This is a genomic window from Xanthomonas sp. NCPPB 4037 (assembly GCF_041475695.2).
In the GTDB taxonomy this organism is placed as follows: Bacteria; Pseudomonadota; Gammaproteobacteria; order Xanthomonadales; family Xanthomonadaceae; genus Xanthomonas; species Xanthomonas campestris.
In genome coordinates, this window is the sequence record NZ_CM191261.1 from 3389989 (window position 1) to 3408102 (window position 18114).

Annotated in this window: 16 protein-coding genes and 1 other RNA gene; 10 read left to right on the forward strand and 7 right to left on the reverse strand. The window is 65.4% G+C overall.

The window, feature by feature from the left end:
- The first annotated feature begins 3 nt into the window (after positions 1 to 3).
- Both ACCQ01_RS15140 and ACCQ01_RS15145 read left to right on the forward strand, forming a co-directional pair.
- Complete coding sequence (locus ACCQ01_RS15140; protein WP_014508387.1) at positions 4 to 810, forward strand: CheR family methyltransferase; 807 nt, start codon at positions 4 to 6, stop codon at positions 808 to 810.
- Entirely contained in the window at positions 807 to 1934 is a 1128-nt protein-coding gene (locus ACCQ01_RS15145; RefSeq protein ID WP_012437834.1) for a protein-glutamate methylesterase/protein-glutamine glutaminase, read from the forward strand. Before ACCQ01_RS15140 ends, ACCQ01_RS15145 begins: the two co-directional genes overlap by 4 nt.
- Before the next feature lie 297 nt (positions 1935 to 2231).
- Here ACCQ01_RS15145 and ACCQ01_RS15150 read toward each other — a convergent pair whose 3' ends face one another.
- The 4 genes from ACCQ01_RS15150 to gpmA form a co-directional block, all read right to left on the reverse strand.
- On the reverse strand, positions 2232 to 3662 hold the full coding sequence (locus ACCQ01_RS15150) for a phospholipase D family protein (RefSeq protein ID WP_228431820.1): 1431 nt from the start codon (positions 3660 to 3662) through the stop codon (positions 2232 to 2234).
- A 285-nt stretch (positions 3663 to 3947) separates the two neighbouring features.
- Entirely contained in the window at positions 3948 to 6047 is a 2100-nt protein-coding gene (locus ACCQ01_RS15155) for a M13 family metallopeptidase (RefSeq protein WP_228431689.1), read from the reverse strand.
- A gap of 165 nt (positions 6048 to 6212) precedes the next feature.
- Complete coding sequence (locus tag ACCQ01_RS15160; RefSeq protein ID WP_228431688.1) at positions 6213 to 6530, reverse strand: hypothetical protein; 318 nt, start codon at positions 6528 to 6530, stop codon at positions 6213 to 6215.
- Positions 6531 to 6677: 147 nt separating this feature from the next.
- Positions 6678 to 7427, reverse strand: coding sequence for a 2,3-diphosphoglycerate-dependent phosphoglycerate mutase (gpmA, locus tag ACCQ01_RS15165; protein ID WP_228431687.1), 750 nt, complete (start codon positions 7425 to 7427; stop codon positions 6678 to 6680).
- 103 nt (positions 7428 to 7530) lie between these two features.
- Between gpmA and nfi the strand changes: the two genes are divergently transcribed.
- The 4 genes from nfi (at position 7531) to ACCQ01_RS15185 (ending at position 10402) form a co-directional block, all read left to right on the forward strand.
- Entirely contained in the window at positions 7531 to 8241 is a 711-nt protein-coding gene (gene nfi / locus ACCQ01_RS15170; protein ID WP_228431686.1) for a deoxyribonuclease V, read from the forward strand.
- 357 nt (positions 8242 to 8598) lie between these two features.
- A complete protein-coding gene (locus tag ACCQ01_RS15175) occupies positions 8599 to 9489 on the forward strand; it encodes a pirin family protein (RefSeq protein WP_116891305.1) in 891 nt (296 codons plus the stop codon).
- Between the two features lie 249 nt (positions 9490 to 9738).
- Positions 9739 to 10200, forward strand: a complete 462-nt coding sequence (locus ACCQ01_RS15180; RefSeq protein ID WP_011037845.1) for a hypothetical protein — start codon at positions 9739 to 9741, stop codon at positions 10198 to 10200.
- Positions 10201 to 10327: 127 nt separating this feature from the next.
- Positions 10328 to 10402: non-coding RNA, sX9 sRNA (locus ACCQ01_RS15185), on the forward strand.
- A gap of 59 nt (positions 10403 to 10461) precedes the next feature.
- On the opposite strand, the gene ACCQ01_RS15190 is transcribed toward ACCQ01_RS15185, so the two are convergent.
- Together ACCQ01_RS15190 and ACCQ01_RS15195 are read right to left on the reverse strand one after the other, a co-directional pair.
- Positions 10462 to 10902, reverse strand: coding sequence for an OsmC family protein (locus ACCQ01_RS15190; RefSeq protein WP_228431685.1), 441 nt, complete (start codon positions 10900 to 10902; stop codon positions 10462 to 10464).
- Positions 10903 to 10935: 33 nt separating this feature from the next.
- Positions 10936 to 11796: a pirin family protein gene (locus ACCQ01_RS15195; protein ID WP_228431684.1), complete on the reverse strand. Its 861-nt coding sequence runs from the start codon at positions 11794 to 11796 to the stop codon at positions 10936 to 10938.
- Between the two features lie 232 nt (positions 11797 to 12028).
- Between ACCQ01_RS15195 and ACCQ01_RS15200 the strand changes: the two genes are divergently transcribed.
- Complete coding sequence (locus tag ACCQ01_RS15200; protein ID WP_228431683.1) at positions 12029 to 14101, forward strand: carbon starvation CstA family protein; 2073 nt, start codon at positions 12029 to 12031, stop codon at positions 14099 to 14101.
- Positions 14101 to 14325: a YbdD/YjiX family protein gene (locus ACCQ01_RS15205; RefSeq protein WP_014508400.1), complete on the forward strand. Its 225-nt coding sequence runs from the start codon at positions 14101 to 14103 to the stop codon at positions 14323 to 14325. Before ACCQ01_RS15200 ends, ACCQ01_RS15205 begins: the two co-directional genes overlap by 1 nt.
- Before the next feature lie 715 nt (positions 14326 to 15040).
- Here ACCQ01_RS15205 and ACCQ01_RS15210 read toward each other — a convergent pair.
- A complete protein-coding gene (locus tag ACCQ01_RS15210; protein WP_228431682.1) occupies positions 15041 to 15745 on the reverse strand; it encodes an HAD family hydrolase in 705 nt (234 codons plus the stop codon).
- Positions 15746 to 15935: 190 nt separating this feature from the next.
- On the opposite strand from ACCQ01_RS15210, the gene ACCQ01_RS15215 reads away from it, so the two are divergent.
- Complete coding sequence (locus ACCQ01_RS15215; RefSeq protein WP_228431681.1) at positions 15936 to 16745, forward strand: ankyrin repeat domain-containing protein; 810 nt, start codon at positions 15936 to 15938, stop codon at positions 16743 to 16745.
- A 36-nt stretch (positions 16746 to 16781) separates the two neighbouring features.
- A complete protein-coding gene (locus ACCQ01_RS15220; RefSeq protein ID WP_228431680.1) occupies positions 16782 to 17978 on the forward strand; it encodes a Tle-like phospholipase domain-containing protein in 1197 nt (398 codons plus the stop codon).
- Positions 17979 to 18114 lie beyond the last annotated feature (136 nt).

The following is an 18114-nucleotide window of genomic DNA, read 5'->3' on the forward strand; positions in this document are numbered from 1 at the left end:
CCCATGAGCACGTCGACCGCGATCACCGAACAGGAATTCGGGCGCTTTCAGCGCTTCATTTTCGAAGCCGCCGGCATCAGCATTTCTTCCGGCAAGAAAGCCATGTTGTGCGGCCGGCTGGGCAAGCGCCTGCGCGAGCATCAGTTCGACAACTACACCCAATACCTGCAGTTGCTGGAAAGCCGGCAGGACCGCGACGAGATCCAGACCGCGATCGACCTGCTCACTACCAACGAAACCTATTTCTTCCGCGAGCCCAAGCACTTCGACCTGCTGCGCCGCCTGGCTGGCGATCACCGTGGCGGGTTACCGCTGCGCTGCTGGAGCGCGGCCAGTTCCACCGGCGAAGAGGCCTACAGCATGGCGATGGTGCTCGACGACGCGCTGCAAGGCCGTGCGTTCGAGGTGGTCGGCACCGACATCAGCAGCCGCGTGGTGGCCAAGGCCCGCACCGGCCACTACGCCCTGCAGCGCATCGACGGCATTCCGCAGGCGTATCTCAAGCGCTACTGCCTGCGTGGCCAGGGCGAGTACGCCGGCACCTTGCTGGTGGAGCGCCGCCTGCGTGACCGGGTCAAGTTCGTGCATGCAAACCTCAACGCCGCGTTGCCGATGCTGGGCAGCTTCGATGTGATCTTCCTGCGCAACGTGATGATTTATTTCAATGGCCAGACCAAGCGCGAAGTGATCCTGCGCGTGCTGGCCAACCTCAAACCGGGCGGGCACTTCTGCATCGGCCATTCGGAAAGCCTGAGCGAGCTCGACATCGATCTCATCCAGGTGGCACCGTCGATCTTCCGTAAAGCCTGAGCCAGGGATCCACCGTGTCCACAGCGTTCAACCGCCCCATCCCGCAGTCCCAGACCATCAAGGCGATGGTGGTCGATGATTCGGCGGTGGTACGCCAGGTGCTGGTGGGCGTGCTCAACGAAGCGCCCGGCATCGAGGTCATCGCCACCGCTGCCGACCCGTTGCTGGCCATCGAAAAAATGCGCCAGCAGTGGCCGGACGTGATCGTGCTGGATGTGGAAATGCCGCGCATGGATGGCATCACCTTCCTGCGCAAGATCATGAGCGAGCGCCCCACCCCGGTGGTGATCTGCTCCACGCTCACCGAAAAAGGCGCGCGCGTGACGATGGATGCGCTGGCCGCCGGCGCAGTGGCCGTGGTCACCAAGCCGCGGCTGGGACTCAAGCAGTTCCTCACCGACTCGGCCGACGAGCTGGTGGCCACCGTGCGCAGCGCTGCGCGCGCCAACGTCAAACGCCTGGCCGCACGCGTCACTGCCGCGCCGCTGGAGGCCGAGGTCAAGCACACTGCCGATGTGATCCTGCCTGCGCAAACCGGCCGTGCGTTGGCGCAGACCACCGAGCGGATCGTGGCCATCGGCACCTCGACCGGCGGCACCCAGGCGCTGGAAGAAGTGCTCACCGCCTTGCCGCGCGTGTGCCCGGGTATCGTGATCGTGCAGCACATGCCGGAGAAGTTCACCGCCGCGTTTGCTGCACGCCTCAACGGCCTGTGCCAGATCGCGGTGAAAGAAGCCGCCAACAACGACCGCGTGATGCCGGGGCGTGCGTTGATCGCACCCGGCGGCAAGCATCTGCTGCTGCGCCGCAGTGGCGCGCAATATTTCGTCGAAGTCCTGGAAGGCCCGCCGGTGAACCGGCATCGCCCCTCGGTCGATGTGCTGTTCCGCTCGGCCGCGCGCGCGGCCGGCAGCAATGCGCTGGGCATCATCATGACCGGCATGGGCGACGACGGTGCGGCCGGGCTGCTGGAAATGCGCCAGGCCGGCGCACGCACGATCGCGCAAGACGAGCACACCAGCATCGTGTTCGGCATGCCCAAGGAAGCGATCAAACGCGGCGGTGCAGACCGCATCCTGCCGCTTGGCGCGATGGCGCGGGAGATCGTGACCCAACTGCAATAGCGATGCATCGGCCTGAGACAGGCAGCGGTGAAAGCTGGCGGTTGCGCCAAGTGCTTCGTGCAACGTCTTGGTCGGCTCTTCGATCGCGACATTACTGTGCCGGCTTTACGGCACATCGCGTCACGCCTGCGCTCAACCAGCGAGGGACGCAATCAGTGCCGGCGGTCGCCCGTCAACGTACGCACGTAATTGCGATCGCTATGCGCCAGCCAATACGACGTGGTAAGCGCCCAGCAGGCACGCAGCAAAGTGCGCGCAGTCCTGCCCCACAGCCAACCCGGCTACTTATCGCCGTAGTTACAACTGCGAATCCAGCGGCAGCCAGCCCAACACCTTGGCCGCGCCGCGACGCCACACACTGGCGGCCGGTTCGCGCGTCCACACCGCTGGCGGCTGCGCGGCATCGTCATGCCAACGCAACCCACCCTGCTCCAGCGTCACCCGGTAACTCACCGGCGCGCTTATCTTGTGGTTGTACAGCCGCTCCAACTCCGCGGTCACGGTGCGGTCTTCGAACAGCAGGCCCATCTCGGTGTTGAGATTCATCGAGCGTGGATCCAGGTTGAATGAGGCGATGAAACCGGCGCTGTCATCCACCACGAAGGCCTTGGTATGCAGGCTCGCGCCACTGGAACCGAACAGGCTGCCATCCGGGCGCCCCATCGGCTTGAGCTCATGCAGGCGCACGCCTTGTTGCAGCAGCGGAATGCGGTAGTCCGCATAACCGCTGTGCACGGCCACGACATCGTTAGCGGCCAGCGAATTGGTCAATACGCTGACGCGTACGTCGCGCTTGCGCAGGCCGCTGATCCAGCGCATGCCGTCGTCGCCGGGCACGAAATAAGGCGAGATCAATTTCAGTTCGCGGCGTGCGTTGGCCATCTCGCCGATCAGGATCGGCGTCATCCAGTCCGGTTGCGGTGGCGCACCTTCGGCCTTCTCCGGCGGGTCGGCCACGATGCGCGCCTGCTGCACCCAATGCACCGGGCGATTGCCCTGCATCAAGGCATGCACGCTCGGCGACTGGCGCAGGCGCTCCACGTACGGGTGCGCGCCCACCGACGCCATCCCCGCGTCCAGGCTGCCGCGCAGTTGCTCCAGCGCCTGCGGCTTGGCGGTGACCAGCGCCGCCAGCGGCAACGCATTGGGGCTGTTCCAGTAGGCATCGAACACCTGCTCGGACTCACGCACCGTCGGGCCGATCAAGGCCGCGTCCATGTCCATGAAGTTGGTGTCGCGTGCGGCGTCGAAATATTCGTCGCCCACATTGCGCCCACCTACCACCGCGATGCGGCCATCGGCAATCCACGCCTTGTTGTGCATGCGCCGGTTGATGCTGAACATGCGCAGCACCATTTCCACGCCGCGCATCAGCGTGCCCTCGCGCGCACGGGTGGGGTTGAACAGGCGGATCTCGATCAGCGGATGGCTGTCCAACGCGGCCAGCACCGAGTCGCTGCCATGGATGTTCATGTCGTCCAGCAGTAAGCGCACGCGCACGCCACGGTCGGCCGCACGCAGCAATTCGTTGTGCAACAGGTTGCCGGTGAAGTCGGCATGCCAGATGTAGTACTGCAGATCCAGGCTGCGGCCGGCCGCACGCGCGGTCAACGCGCGCACCGCAAACGCATCGATGTTGTCGGACAGGATCACCATGCCGGTCTTGCCGGCGTGCGCCTGCTGCAATGGAGCGACCACCTGGTCGATCGGCGTTGCCTGCGCCGCCATCGGCAAGGCATGGCTGGCAGGGCCGCGCTCGCGATCGGCAAAGCGGCCGTAGCCATACAGCGACAGCACGCTGCCCAGCGCCAGCACCAGCACGCCGATGCCCACCCACTTGAAGATCTTGCGTTTGGTAACTGCCGGTTCCGCGTTGAAGTGCGCGGCAGTCTAGAGGCTCTGCGAGCAGGCTGGTGTGCAGACGCAGCGCATCGCAGCGGGCTCATCCTTGCGCGCATGCCGCGCGCAACGCGTGCAGGCGACCATCGCCGCCTGCACGCTGGTCCATCACGCTTACCAGATCGCCACGCGGTCCTTGTCGCCGCGCACCATCGCATCGCCCGGCTTGCACTGGAACGCCTGTGCGAACGCCGGCATGTTGGACGGCGCGCCGTTGGCACGGAAGTTGGCCGGCGCATGCGGGTCGGTGTTGAGGCGCACGCGCAGCTCGCCATCGGTGAAGTTACGGCGCCACACCGTGGCCCAGTTCATGAAGAAGCGCTGGTCCTGGCTATGGCCGTCGATCTCCTTGTTGGCGGCCGGCTGTTCCTGCAACGCCATCTGCAGCGCGTCGTAGGCCACGGTGAGGCCGCCCAGGTCACCGATGTTTTCGCCCAGGGTCAGCTTGCCTTTGACGTGCACGCCGGGAATCGCCTCGTAGCCATCGAACTGCGCCACCAGCTGATCGGTGCGCTGGGTGAACAGCTTGCGGTCGGCGTTGGTCCACCACGTGTCGAAGTTGCCCTTGGCATCGAACTGGCTGCCGGAGTCGTCATAGCCATGCATCATCTCGTGCCCGATCACCGCACCGATGCCGCCGTAATTGAGCGCCGGATCGGCCTTGGGATCGAAGAACGGCGGCTGCAGAATCGCCGCCGGGAACACGATCTCGTTGCGGGTGGCGTTGTAGTACGCGTTAACGGTCTGCGGCGTCATATGCCACTCGCGCTTGTCCACCGGCTTGCCGATCTTGTCGAGCATGTAGCGGTAATTGAACGCCTGCGCGGCCTGCATGTTGGCCAGGAAGCCGTCGCCGCGCGTTTCCAGCCCGCTCCAATCACGCCACTGGTCCGGGTAGCCGATCTTGGGCGTGAAGCTGGCCCACTTTTCCAGGGCACGCTGCTTGGTCTGCGCGCTCATCCAGTCCAGCTTCTCCAGCCGCGCCTTCAGCGCATTGGAGAGGTTCTGCACCAGCTGCTGCATCTGCGCTTTTGACTCGGCCGGGAATGCCGATTGCACGTAGAGCTGGCCCAGCGCCTCGCCCATGGCCTCGTTGACCGCGTTCAAGGTGCGCTTCCAGCGCGGCAGCATGTCCTGCTGCCCGCGCAACGTCTTGGCATAGAAATCGAAGTTGGCCTGCTCGAACGGCTTGGCCAGGTACGGCGCTGCCTCATCGATGCTGTGGAAGCGCAGATATGCTTTCCAGGTATCCACCGGCGTGTTGACGAGCATGCCGTCCAGCGCGCGGAAATACTCCGGCTGGCTCAGCGAGAAGGTGCCGGCCGGCACCTTCAGTGCACTGAAGAACGCCTGCCAATCGAAGTGCGGCGTGATCGCATTGGCGCCCGCCACATCGACCGGGTTGTAGCGCTTGGCCGGGTCACGCAACTCGATGCGCGAGAGCGAGGCGTTGGCCAGCTGCGTCTCGAACGCCATCACCGCCTTGGCTTGTTCGGCCGCCTGCGCTGCCGGAATGCCGGACAGCTCCAGCACGCGGGCGATATAAGCCACGTACTGTTCGCGGATCTTTGCCTGGGCCGGATCGGTGTAATAGCCCTTCTCCGGCAGGCCCAGACCGCCCTGCCCCGCATACGCAATCATCTGCTCGGAATTCTTGTAGTCGGCATTGGCGCCGAACGAGAACAAAAAGCCCTGGCCCTTGGCATAGCTGTCGCGCAACCAGGCGGCAATCGCCGGCGCATCGCTAAGCGCATCAATCGCTTTTAGCTGCGGCTGCAGCGGGGTGATGCCGGCCTTGTCGATCGCCGCCTCGTCCGAGCCGGTGCGCCACAGATCGGCGATCTTGGCATCCACCGAACCTGCGGACAGATTGCCGCGCGCCAGTTGTTCCACCAGCGCGTGCTGGATGGTCAACGAGCGCTCGGCCAGCACTTCGAAACTGCCCCAGCTGGTGCGGTCGGACGGCACCGGGTTGGCCTTGAGCCACTTGGCGTTGACGAACCCGTTGAGGTCCTGGCATGCGGCAATGGCCGGATCCAGATCGCCGCTGCCGAAGGCCACGATCGGCGCATCCAGCTTGGACACATCCACGCGCGTCGGCGCTGCAGGTGCGGCGGCGGCCGGCTTGCTGGTGTCGTCGGAGGCGCCGCACGCGGACAGCGTCACGGCGATGGCCACCGCCAGGGACAGCGGGGCGAACTTGCTGAGGATCATTGAATTCTCCAGGACAGGGGCCGCAGCGTGCGCGCGGCCGAAAAGAGTAGGTAATCGGCGCACTGCGCTGATCCCCCAAAAGTCACACAACAGGCGAACGCCCTAACGTCCGCCACCGCGCGCATCCAGCCGCTGCGGCATCGCACTCCAACGCACCACTGCGCGCTAGGAGTGTTTGTAGAACGGCTTCAACAGCAGGTACACCGGAAACGCCAGCACCATCAACACCAACGCCGCATCGTGACTGGACGTTGCCTCCGCCCAGGACTCCATCTGCCGCGACGGACCAAACAGGCCAAAGGCCACCAGCAGCACACCGGCCAGGCACACCAGCAAGGCCAGCCAGGTGGCTTCTGCAGAGACACTGCCGCCTGCCAGCGCGGCAAACGCGCCGCTGACTCCTGCCACCAGCACGCCCAATGTGGCCAGATAACTGCGGCAGTACAGGGCACTCATCTGCTGCGTTTTACGTTCGCCGGACATCATGTCTCGCAATGAAAGAAGCACCATTGGCAGTGCGCGCCAACAGGCACGCCGCTGCATCACGGCCACCGCCACCACGCCTCATGCATGGCGGCAGCACCGGCCAATCCGGCAGCGGGCGTGCTGCGTGCACGCCCGCTGCGCGGCTTACTTGGCCTTGCCCTGGTTGGCCACGGCTTCGGCGGCGCGCTTGGCCGCTTCCGGGTCGCCCAGGTAGCGGTAGCTCTGCACCTGCAGGTTGTCGTCCAGCTCGAACAACAGCGGGATGCCGGTGGGGATGTTGAGCTCCAGGATCTGCGCGTTGGAGATGTCGTTGAGGTACTTGTACAGCGCGCGCAACGAGTTGCCGTGCGCGGTGACCAGCACGGTCTGGCCGGCCTTCAACTGCGGGGCGATCGCGTCGTGCCAGTACGGCAACACGCGCACCAGCGTGGTCGCCAGCGACTCGGTGCCCGGCAATGCATTGCGGTCCAGCGTGGCATAGCGGCGGTCATGCCCGGGGTGGCCCGGATCGGTGACGTCCATGGCCGGCGGTGGGATGTCGTAGGAACGGCGCCAGATCTTGACCTGTTCCTCGCCGTGCTTGGCCGCGGTTTCGGCCTTGTCCAGGCCCTGCAGGCCACCGTAGTGACGCTCGTTGAGGCGCCAGCTCTTGTGCACCGGCAGCCAGTCCTGGTCGAGCTCCTTCAGCGCGCCCTGCAGCGTGTGGACGGCGCGCTTGAGCACCGAGGTGTATGCCACATCGAACTGCAGCCCTTCGTCCTTCATCAGCTTGCCGGCCGCGGCGGCTTCCTGGCGGCCCTGCTCGGTGAGATCCACGTCCACCCAGCCGGTGAAACGGTTGTCCAGGTTCCATTGGCTCTGGCCATGGCGCAGCAGTACGAGTTTGCGGGTCACTACGGTTCTCCGATTGGGGGCCGATCAACCGCTGATTGTAGCGGCAGCCGATGCCTGCCTGGCGTGCACGGCATCGCCACGGCGTGCGCGCGATGCTGCGGCCATGCAGACATCCATCGACCCCGTGTTCGCCGGTTGGGACGGCAGCGTCGTCCAGGCGCGACAGTTGCAGCAGCAACTGGCCCAGCGCGTGGCGCTGCGCGATGAGGTTTGCGCCACGCCTGCGCTGCTGGCCGTCTTCGATGTGGGCTTCGAAGACGATGGCCAGACCACGCGCGCGGCGGCCGTGTTGCTGGATGCGCAGACGCTGCTGCCACTGGAAACCCACGTCGCACGCGTGCCGACCTCGATGCCGTATGTGCCCGGCCTGCTGAGTTTTCGCGAGCTGCCCGCGTTGCTGCGCGCGCTTGCGCTGCTGTCGCGCACGCCGGATCTGGTGTTCATCGATGGGCAGGGCATCGCGCATCCGCGCAGGTTCGGCATCGCCGCGCACTTTGGCGTGGTCACCGGCCTGCCCAGCATCGGCGTGGCCAAGCAACGCCTGGCCGGAACCTTCATCGAACCCGGTGGCGACCGCGGCGACCACAGCCCCATCCTGCTGGCCGGTGCGCAGATCGGTTGGGCACTGCGCAGCAAGCCGCGCTGCAATCCGTTGATCGTCTCGCCCGGTCATCGCGTGTCGATGCAGGGCGCACTCGACTGGACGCTGCGCACGCTGCGCGCCTATCGCCTGCCCGAACCGACGCGTCTGGCCGACCGGCTGGCTTCACGGCGTGGTGAAATCGAGCTGCAGACGCAGCCGACGTTGCTGTAGCTCGCGTGCTGCGGGGCAAGCGTGCAATTGCGGGCATCGATGCATGGTTCGTTGCATGTGGCTTGTCGTTTCTGGCATGTAGATTCTGACTTCTAGCTTGTCGCGCGTAGCCCACGGCCGCCGTTGTCTTGCGGCTTGGACAACGCCGACAAGATCGACGTCTAGGTGTTCGTAGCTTTGGTACTTGAATGCTCGGCATTCACCAACGTGGCCACCTGCCATGGCAACCACCACCAGCCACCACCACTCACCCCATCAGGTGCCGCACGCACAGAACATTCCATCTTGCGTTGCAGCGCGCCCACGCCGCGGGCTGCATGGCAAGCTGCCGCTCTGGCCACTGCACGAGCCGCCGCCATGACCACGCTGATCGCTCCCCGTGTCCACGATATTGGCGGCTTGCAGGTGCGCCGCGCCGTGCCGACCCTGCAGGCGCGCAGCGTCGGCCCGTTCGTGTTCGTCGACCACATGGGCCCGGCAGTGCTGGAGCCCGATCACGGCATCGACGTCCGCCCGCATCCGCATATCGGCCTTGCCACCGTCACCTTCCTGTGGTCGGGCGAGATCGGCCACCGCGACACGCTCGGCTCTGATCAGGTGATCCGTCCCGGCGACGTCAACTGGATGACCGCCGGCCGCGGCATCGCCCATTCCGAACGCACGCCGGGCCCCGAACGCGCACGCGAGCACGCCCTGCACGGCATGCAGACCTGGATCGCGTTGCCGCGCTCGGCCGAAGAAACCGCGCCCGCCTTCCATCACCACGCCGCCACCAGCCTGCCGCAACAGCGCCGCAACGGCGTGTGGCTGCGGGTGATCGCTGGCCGCGCCTATGGCGAGGAATCGCCGGTGCAGGTGTTCAGCGGCACGCTCAACGTGGCGCTGGATCTGGACGCCGATGCCGAGATCGATCTGGACACCGGCCACGCCGAGCGCGCGCTCTACATCCTGGAAGGCGAGGCGCAACTGGATGGCGCCGACGTGCCGGCGCGGCATCTGATCGTGCCCGCAGCCGGCACGCGCGGCCGGCTGCGCGCCAAGACCCCCCTCAAGGCGATGCTGCTCGGCGGCGAGCCACTGGATGGCCCGCGCCACTTGTGGTGGAACTTCGTCTCCAGCTCACAAGAGCGCATCGAACAGGCCAAGGACGATTGGCAGGCCGGCCGCTTCGGCACCATCCCCGGCGACGATCAGGAGTTCATTCCGCTACCGGAAACGCCGGCGCCCAAACCCGTCAATTACCCCTGAAACCATGCGCGGATTCGCACTGGCGAACACAACCGTGCCAGGTCTCGCAACGGGAGTGCCACGCCACACAAGCGATGCCAGACGCAACTGCGACCCATCTTGAGCACGCCCACAAAACTGTGGTAGTGATACCCGCGTAGTCGGAGCGCGTTGCGTGGACGGCACGCTCAAGCGGGGAGCTTGAGACGGTGCAGCGGCACGAAAGACGACAGCGCCCCGCATTGTCATCCATCGCCGGGGAACACTTGAATGAAGTCCGCATCCTGCCTAGTCGGCCTGTCATTGCTGTTGGCCGCCGTCACCGCCCATGCCCAGTCCGCGCCGGTCTGTCCGCCATTGCCGCCGGCCTCCGGCCTGCAATGGACCCAGCTCGCCGGTGCCGATTACCTGGTCTGTAAAGCCACCACTGCCGATGGCCGCCAGGTAGTGGGCGTGATGCTGACCACCCGAGACCCGGCCATGGCGCTGGCACGCGACCGCCGCGCGGAAAAAGGCCAGATCCAGGAAGAGGAGTTCTACTGGTACAAGCTCGATCTGGGCGGCCGCGAGGTCCCGGGCATGGAATCACGCCGCGTCACCGTTGTGGAGCTGGGCAAGAAGCGCTATGCACAGCTGTGGATCGACGGCGCCAGCACCGAAGAACTGGCCTCGATGCAGTCGCTGGTGCAGAACATGGACCTGCAGCCGGCCAGCCTGGCACTGCAGCGCTAAACAACGCCCGCAGATGGCAAGACCGGCAGCAGCCGGTCATGCCACATCGCTTCGCACTACGACTTAGAGCAGCTATCAAAACGACTGCGCAGCCGCCAGGCGGGCGCGGCTGGTGCTCGGAATCGGCATATACCCACGTACATTCCGGTTCCTCCGCGCCGTCCGCACCTACATGACGACTGCTCGCTACGTTTTGTTAGCCGCTCTTAATGCGCTAATGCAGCTGCGCGCCGGCATCGACCAGCGCGCGCTAAATGCGCTTTAGCGTGTCGAACCGCCGGCAGGATCCATCAGCGCATGCGGCTGCAGTTCGGTGGCAATGCGGACCTCGCCGGTGAGCAGGCGATGGATCGGGCACTTCTCCGCCACCTCCAGCAGACGTGCACGCTGGCCATCGTCCAGTGCGCCGTCCAGCACGATCGCCCGCGTGATCGATGTGCCCGCGGCGTCGCGCTGGGTGTAATGCAGGTGCAGGTGCACGTGCACCGCGGCCAATGGCCATTGCTTGCGCGCGGCCACCATCGATACGGTGATGGCAGTGCAGGCACCCAACGCGCCCAGCACCTGCGCCTCTGGATCCGGCCCTGCATCCTGGCCACCGTTGGCCGGCTGGGTGTCGCCGATCCAGCGGTGCTGGCCGTCGTGGATGGTGACCGTGTAGGGCACCGTGCCGGTGACGACACTGACGGCGCGATCACTCATCTGCGCATCTCCCACGCGGCAACCCGCCCCGGTTCAAAACCGCCCCTCCTGGAAATCGACGAACGCCTGCATCAATTCCTGCTTGGTATTCATCACGAACGGGCCATGCCGCATCACCGGCTCGTTGATCGGCCGGCCGGCGACCAGGATCAAGCGCGCGCCGGCAGCACCGGCATGCAGCCGCAGCCGCTCGCCACCACCCAGCACCGCCAGCTCCTGCGCCGGCAACGGGCGTGCGCCCTCGCCCTCGCCGACCGTGGCCGCGCCTTCGAAGGCGTACGCGAACGCGTTGTGGCCGGCGGGCAGCAAATAGTCCCAGGACGTCTCCGGCGCCAGTGCGATATCCAGGTACACCGGCTCGGTGGCCGGCTGCACGATCGGCCCGTGCACATCGCCTACCGCGCCGGCAATCACCTTGACCGTGACGCCCGCGGCCGGATGCGCGACCGGGATCTTGTCCGGCGCGTATTCCTGATACTTGGGGTCGCTCATCTTGTCGCGCGCGGGCAGATTCACCCACAGCTGGAAACCACGCATGCGCCCGGATTCCTGCTCGGGCATTTCCGAATGGATCAGGCCGCGCCCGGCGGTCATCCACTGCACGCTGCCCGGAGTCAGCAGGCCCTCGTTGCCGTGGTTGTCCTTGTGCCGCATGCGCCCGTCGAGCATGTACGTGACGGTCTCGAAGCCGCGGTGCGGATGGCTCGGAAAGCCGGCGATGTAGTCTTCGGCCTGTTCGGTGCCGAACTCGTCCAGCATCAGGAACGGGTCCAGTGCCGGCAGCTGCGGCGTGCCGATCACGCGGGTCAGCTTGACCCCGGCACCGTCGGAGGTGGGCATGCCGCGAATGGTCCGCAGCACGTGTGCCGCCGTGGAGGTGGTGGTGTCGCTCATCGAACGCTCCCTGTGCGCAAGTGGATGCCTTGCATGATGGAGGCCGCCAGCGCGGCGCCCAACCGCGACACGTGCAACCGACCGTTCCAAAACGCCGCGGCGCGCAGGCGCAATGCCGCACTGCAATGCCAGACACCATACGACCAAAGGCTTACCTGATCCCCGGGCGGCACCATTGACCGCGGACAGCCGGCGGGAGGACCCTTAGCGGGATCGTTCCTGAGGGGCATGCATGAAAGGTATCTCGAAGCTGGCCTGGGGCGCGCTGGCGCTGCTGGCCGCGTTCTGCCTGGGCACCGTGGCGCTGCGGCGCGGCGAACACATCAACGCGTTGTGGATCGTGGTGGCGGCGGTGTCGATCTATCTGATCGCCTACCGCTTCTATGGCCTGTTCATCGCCGACAAGGTGATGCAGCTCGACCCCACCCGCGCCACCCCGGCGGTGACCAATAACGACGGCCTGGACTACGTGCCCACCAACAAGCACGTGCTGTTCGGGCACCACTTCGCCGCGATCGCCGGCGCCGGGCCCCTGGTCGGCCCGGTGCTCGCCGCCCAGATGGGCTACCTGCCCGGACTGCTGTGGCTGGTGGTTGGCGTGGTGCTGGCCGGCGCGGTGCAGGACTTCATGGTGCTGTTCCTGTCCACGCGCCGCAATGGCCGCTCGCTCGGCGACCTGGTGCGCGAAGAGATGGGCCAGGTGCCCGGCACCATCGCGCTGTTCGGCGCCTTCCTGATCATGATCATCATCCTGGCGGTGCTGGCGATGGTGGTGGTGAAGGCCTTGGCCGAGAGCCCGTGGGGCATGTTCACAGTGATCGCGACGATGCCCATCGCGATCATGATGGGCGTGTACATGCGCTACATCCGCCCCGGCAAGATCGGCGAGATTTCTGTGGTGGGATTGATCCTGCTGCTGGGTGCGATCTGGCTGGGTGGCCAGGTGGCCGCCGACCCGACCTGGGGCCCGGCCTTCACCTTCACCGCCAAGCAGATCACCTGGATGTTGATCGGCTACGGCTTCATCGCCTCGGTGCTGCCGGTATGGCTGCTGCTGGCACCGCGCGACTATCTGTCCACCTTCCTCAAGATCGGCACCATCCTGGGCCTGGCGATCGGCATCCTGATCGTGATGCCCGACCTCAAGATGCCGGCGCTCACGCAGTTCGCTGCCAGTGGCGATGGCCCGGTGTGGAAGGGCGGCATCTTCCCGTTCCTGTTCATCACCATCGCCTGCGGTGCGGTGTCCGGCTTCCACGCGTTGATCGCCTCCGGCACCACGCCCAAGCTGCTCGCCAACGAAGCGCACATGCGCTACATCGGCTACGGCGGCATGTTGATGGAATCGTTCGTGGCGATCATGGCGCTGGTGGCCGCGTCGATCATCGAACCCGGCATCTACTTCGCGATGAATAGCCCGGCCTCGTTGGTCGGCAGCGATACCGTGGCAGTGGCTGCCAAGGTCAGCGAATGGGGCTTTGCAATCACCCCGGAAGTGCTGGAAGCCACCGCGCGCGACATCGGCGAGCACAGCATCCTGGCGCGCGCCGGTGGTGCACCCACGCTGGCGGTAGGCATCGCGCAGATCCTGCACCACGTGCTGCCGGGCGAGAACACGATGGCGTTCTGGTACCACTTCGCGATCCTGTTCGAAGCGTTGTTCATCCTCACCGCAGTGGACGCGGGCACGCGTGCCGGCCGCTTCATGCTGCAGGACCTGCTGGGCAACTTCATCCCGGCGCTGAAGAAGACCGAATCGTGGACCGCCAACATCATCGCCACCGCCGGTTGCGTGGCGTTGTGGGGCTACCTGCTCTACACCGGCGTGATCGATCCGTTCGGCGGTATCCAGACGCTGTGGCCGTTGTTCGGCATCTCCAACCAGATGCTGGCCGGCATCGCGTTGATGCTGGGCACGGTGGTGCTGTTCAAGATGAAGCGTGACCGCTACGCCTGGGTCACCATCGTGCCGGCGCTGTGGCTGTTGCTGTGCACGACCTACGCCGGTCTGATCAAGATCTTCGACAGCAACCCGGCGCAGGGTTTCCTGGCGCAGGCGCACAAGTATCAAGCCGCCATCGCCAGCAACACCATCACCGCACCGGCCAAGACCGTGCCGCAGATGCAGCAGATCGTCACCAACGCCTACGTCAACACCGGGCTGACGGTGCTGTTCCTGTTCGTGGTGGGCTCGATCCTGATCTACGCAGTCAAAACGATCGTGGTCGCCCGCCGCAGCCCGCAGCGCAGCGATCGCGAGACCCCGTACGTGGCACTGCAGCCACACCAGATGGCGGATCTGTAATGGGCACTCAACTCGTTCTTGCCAGCCAATACCAGGCCCATCGCCGCATCTGGCGCCGCCTGGTGCAGACCGCACGCCTGTGCTGCGGCATCCCGGACTACGACAACTACGTGCGCCACATGCTGGAGAAACATCCGGACAAACCGGTGATGGACTACCCGGCGTTTTTCCGCGAACGCCAGGAAGCGCGTTACGGCGGCAAGAGCGGGTTCCGCTGCTGTTGATCGGTAATCGTGATCGATAGATGCACACGCAACAGGGCGCGATGCGAATCGCGCCCTGTTGCGTTGATGTGGACGCGGGATCGCGGTTTTCTTTACGCGATTGGACAGTGCGGCAGATTGGTTGCAGAGCGATTGATCTGCGGATTTGCTGGAGGGCCCTTGCCCGCCCACCATCGGGGGACACGCCGCAAGGTAGAGCGGCTGATCTGCGGCTTGGCTGCAAGGCCTGCTCGCTCACCGTCGCGAGCCACGTCACAAGCTGGACAGGCTGATCTGTGGCTTGGCTGCAGGGCCCGCCCGCCCACCATCGCGGGACACGCTGCAAGTACGTCCTTGTAAGCTCTTACGCGGCATCTATGCCGCGTAAGGTCCCGCGACGGTGGGCGGGCAAGGACCAGTCGAGATGGTCGGTGTGCAAGATGCAAGCAATGCATGAGCCGCTTCTAATTCGCTAACTCTCCTGTTGTTGCGACCCGCACCAGTAAGCCAATGCAACTAGCGAGATGGCCCGCTTTTCACCTAGCTATCAACCAACTCTCTGGGGCGGTGCCCTCATCGCTTGCGGGACCGTGTGGCGGCATGGATGCCGCCACCGAGCCTACAGGGACGTACTTGCGGCGTGTCCCGCAAGCGGTGAGGGCACCGCACGCGCGACCGACCAGGCTTTTGATCTAAGCATTAAATTGCAGCCAAACGATGCGACGACGCGACACCCTCAACCAGCGCGCGTTTGCGCGAGCCGCTCGAACAACGCGCGCAAATCGCGCATATCGTCGAACACCTCCAGCACGCCGATCCGTCGCAGGGTGTCGCCGTGCCCTTGCGGAATATGGCTGGCACCGGTAAAGCCCAGCACCTGCATGCCGGCCGCCAGTGCGGCAGTCGCACCGGTGGGGCTGTCTTCGATCACCAGGCAACGCTCCGGTGCTATACCGGCCGTGCGCGCAGCCAGCAGGTACACATCTGGCGCCGGCTTGGGCCGCTCCACCATGTCGGCGCTGAAGATCCGACCTGCCGCACGCGCCGTGAGCCCGGCACGCTCCACCGATGCAATCACGTTGTGGCGGCGGCTATTGGAGGCTACCGCCAGCGGCAGCGGGATCTGCTCCAGCGCCTGTCGCACGCCCGCAATCGGCTGCACCTCGGCGGCGATCAAGGCTTCGCTGCGCGCCTGGATCTGCGCCAGCAAGGTTTCCGGCAACTGCAGCGCAAAGTGTTCTTCCACCCGCCGCAATACCTCGCGCGTGGTCTGCCCGAACGTGGTTTCCAGCAGATGTTCCAACGGCTCGGCCGGCACGAACGCTGCCAGCGCCTCACGCATTACCCGGTCGGCCAGGATTTCGCTGTCGACAAGAACCCCATCGCAGTCACTGATCAGTAGCTCGTACGCCATTGCATCCATCTGCTTGCAAAGCGCCATTATGCCGGCCCGGTCGTGACCGTCGGCTGTGGCGCAGTGCCCGCGCAGGTGACGAAGACGCCCGCGCGCCCATCAACACGGTCCGTGGCCAAGCGGACCCGGCCAGACGCCCGGCCTACGCGCCTATGTCACGAAATCTTACCGCTTGGGATTTTTACAGCTGGTAGGATCGGCCCCGCTGTGGCGGGACGTGCCGCAGCGTCATCAGGAATGCGATCAGGAGAAGGAGATTTCGATGCAGACGCGATTCCCCACCCTGCTCGTTCTTGCGACCTCGTTCTTCGCGGTCTCATGCACCGCCTCGCCCGGTGCCAAGGAGCAAACCACCATGTCAGCTACGCTGCAGGACCATGCCGTCGCTTTCCGCGACCCCGGTCTGACCGACATCGCCAACGCCATCGCGCACGGCGACATCGCACGGATCAAAACGCTCGCCCCCACCGTCGATCTAGCCGCACATGGCGATCAGAACGTGACCTTGCTGGAATGGGCGATCTGGAACGAACAACCACGCGCCCTTGACGCGCTGCTCGATGCGGGCGCGGACCCGGCGTTGCCGGGCATGGACCAGGAAACGGTCGTGCACATGGCCGCCATGGCGCAGGACCCGGAATACCTGAAGATTCTGCTGCAGCACAAGGCACCGATCGATGTGGTCAGCGCGCGTGCCGGCTGGACGCCGCTGTTTCGCGCGGTGCAAAGCAAGCGCGAGGCGCAGATCGGGCTGTTGCTGGACGCAGGCGCCGGCGTGCAGCGCGTCGACCATACCGGTAACAGCCTGCTGCATCTGGCCGCGCAGAGCGGCGCCGCCAGCCCGACAGTGTTGCAATTGCTCAAGGCCGGCGTGGACCCCACGGTGCGCAATGCACAGCAGAAGACCTTCCAGGCGTATTTCTTCACCACGCCGGACCGTCTGCTCAACGCCACCGGACAACAGGTCAGATCGGATGTGCGCGCATGGTTGAGCGCTCACAACATTCCCGTGGAAAGCAGCCGCTAAGCGCGCTTTCCGTACGACGCACGCAAGGAACCGCGCATGCCCCCGTCAGAACCCACATCCTCCACCGCCGCATCCACTCCGTTCGCAGAGTCGATGCGCGGACAGCAACCGCAGCCGCAGGACCGGCAATTTCCGGAGCTGCTGCAAGATCTGTATGCCACTGCCAATCAACGCCGTGAAGGCGGCGCCGAAACCTTTGCGCCGCTGGCCAACGGCTGGTCGCGCATGGACGACAGTGCGCTGCAGCAGGCCGGCATCGATCCGGCACTGCTGCACGACGCCAAAAGCGGCTTCGATGCCGCGTTCTATCGCAACGATCAAGGCCAGGTGGTACTCGGTTTTTGCGGGACCGACGAAGGCAAGGACTGGAAGCACAACATCGGCCAGGGCCTGGGCTTCGACGATGCGCAATACGCATCGGCAATCCAGCTCGGCAGCCAGGCCAAACAGGCCTTCGGCGACCAGGTGGTGATCTCCGGCCATTCGTTGGGCGGTGGTCTGGCATCGGCATCGGCCATGGTCAACGACATTCCCGCAGTGACGTACAACGCGGCCGGCGTCAACGACCGTACCCTCGAACGCGAGGGCCTGGATGCGTCGGCAGCCAAGCAGTACGCCAGCGAGGAGTTGATTCGCGGCTACCACGTCAAGAACGAAATCCTCACCCATCTGCAGGAAGACAGCATTCCGCTGAAGTGGACGATGCCCAATGCGGCTGGCCACCAGATCGAATTGCCGGAGCCGGACCCGCTGTCGTTCGGGCAGCGGCTGGTACCCGGCATGATGCTCAAGCACCGCCTGGACCTGCACGGGATGGACTCGGTGATCAAGGCGCAGGACATGCAATCGCCCGACCAGGCACGCGGCGCGTCGCTGCAGCCGGGCAGCCAGCTGTTCAACGATGCCGTGGTGCAACTGGATGGCCAGCGCGAGCGGCTGGGGCTGCGCGACGACACCGCGTTTCTCAACACTGCCGCCAGCGTGGCCGCGCGTGCAGGCAACGACGGCCTGCAGCGGATCGATCATCTGGTGCCCAACCGCGATGGCGATAGCCTGATCGCGGTGCAGGGCCGCATGGACGACCCCACCCATCTGCGTAGCCATGTGCAGACGGCGGCCGCGGCCAACGAACCGGCGCAGACCAATGTCGGCCAGCTGCAGCAGCAGAACCAGCAGCACGCGCATCCGCAGGCCCAGCAGCAGGACGAGCAGCGCCGGGTGATCCAGCAATAAGCTGCTCGGCAAACCGTGCCGCATGCAGTCCTCGTCAGGTGGACGCGTGCGGTTCGGGATGTTGCAGCAAGTGCTCATCTCTTTACTGCGGTCGACCAAACCGACCCGAGATGTCATGGGACTGTTGCAGGCAACA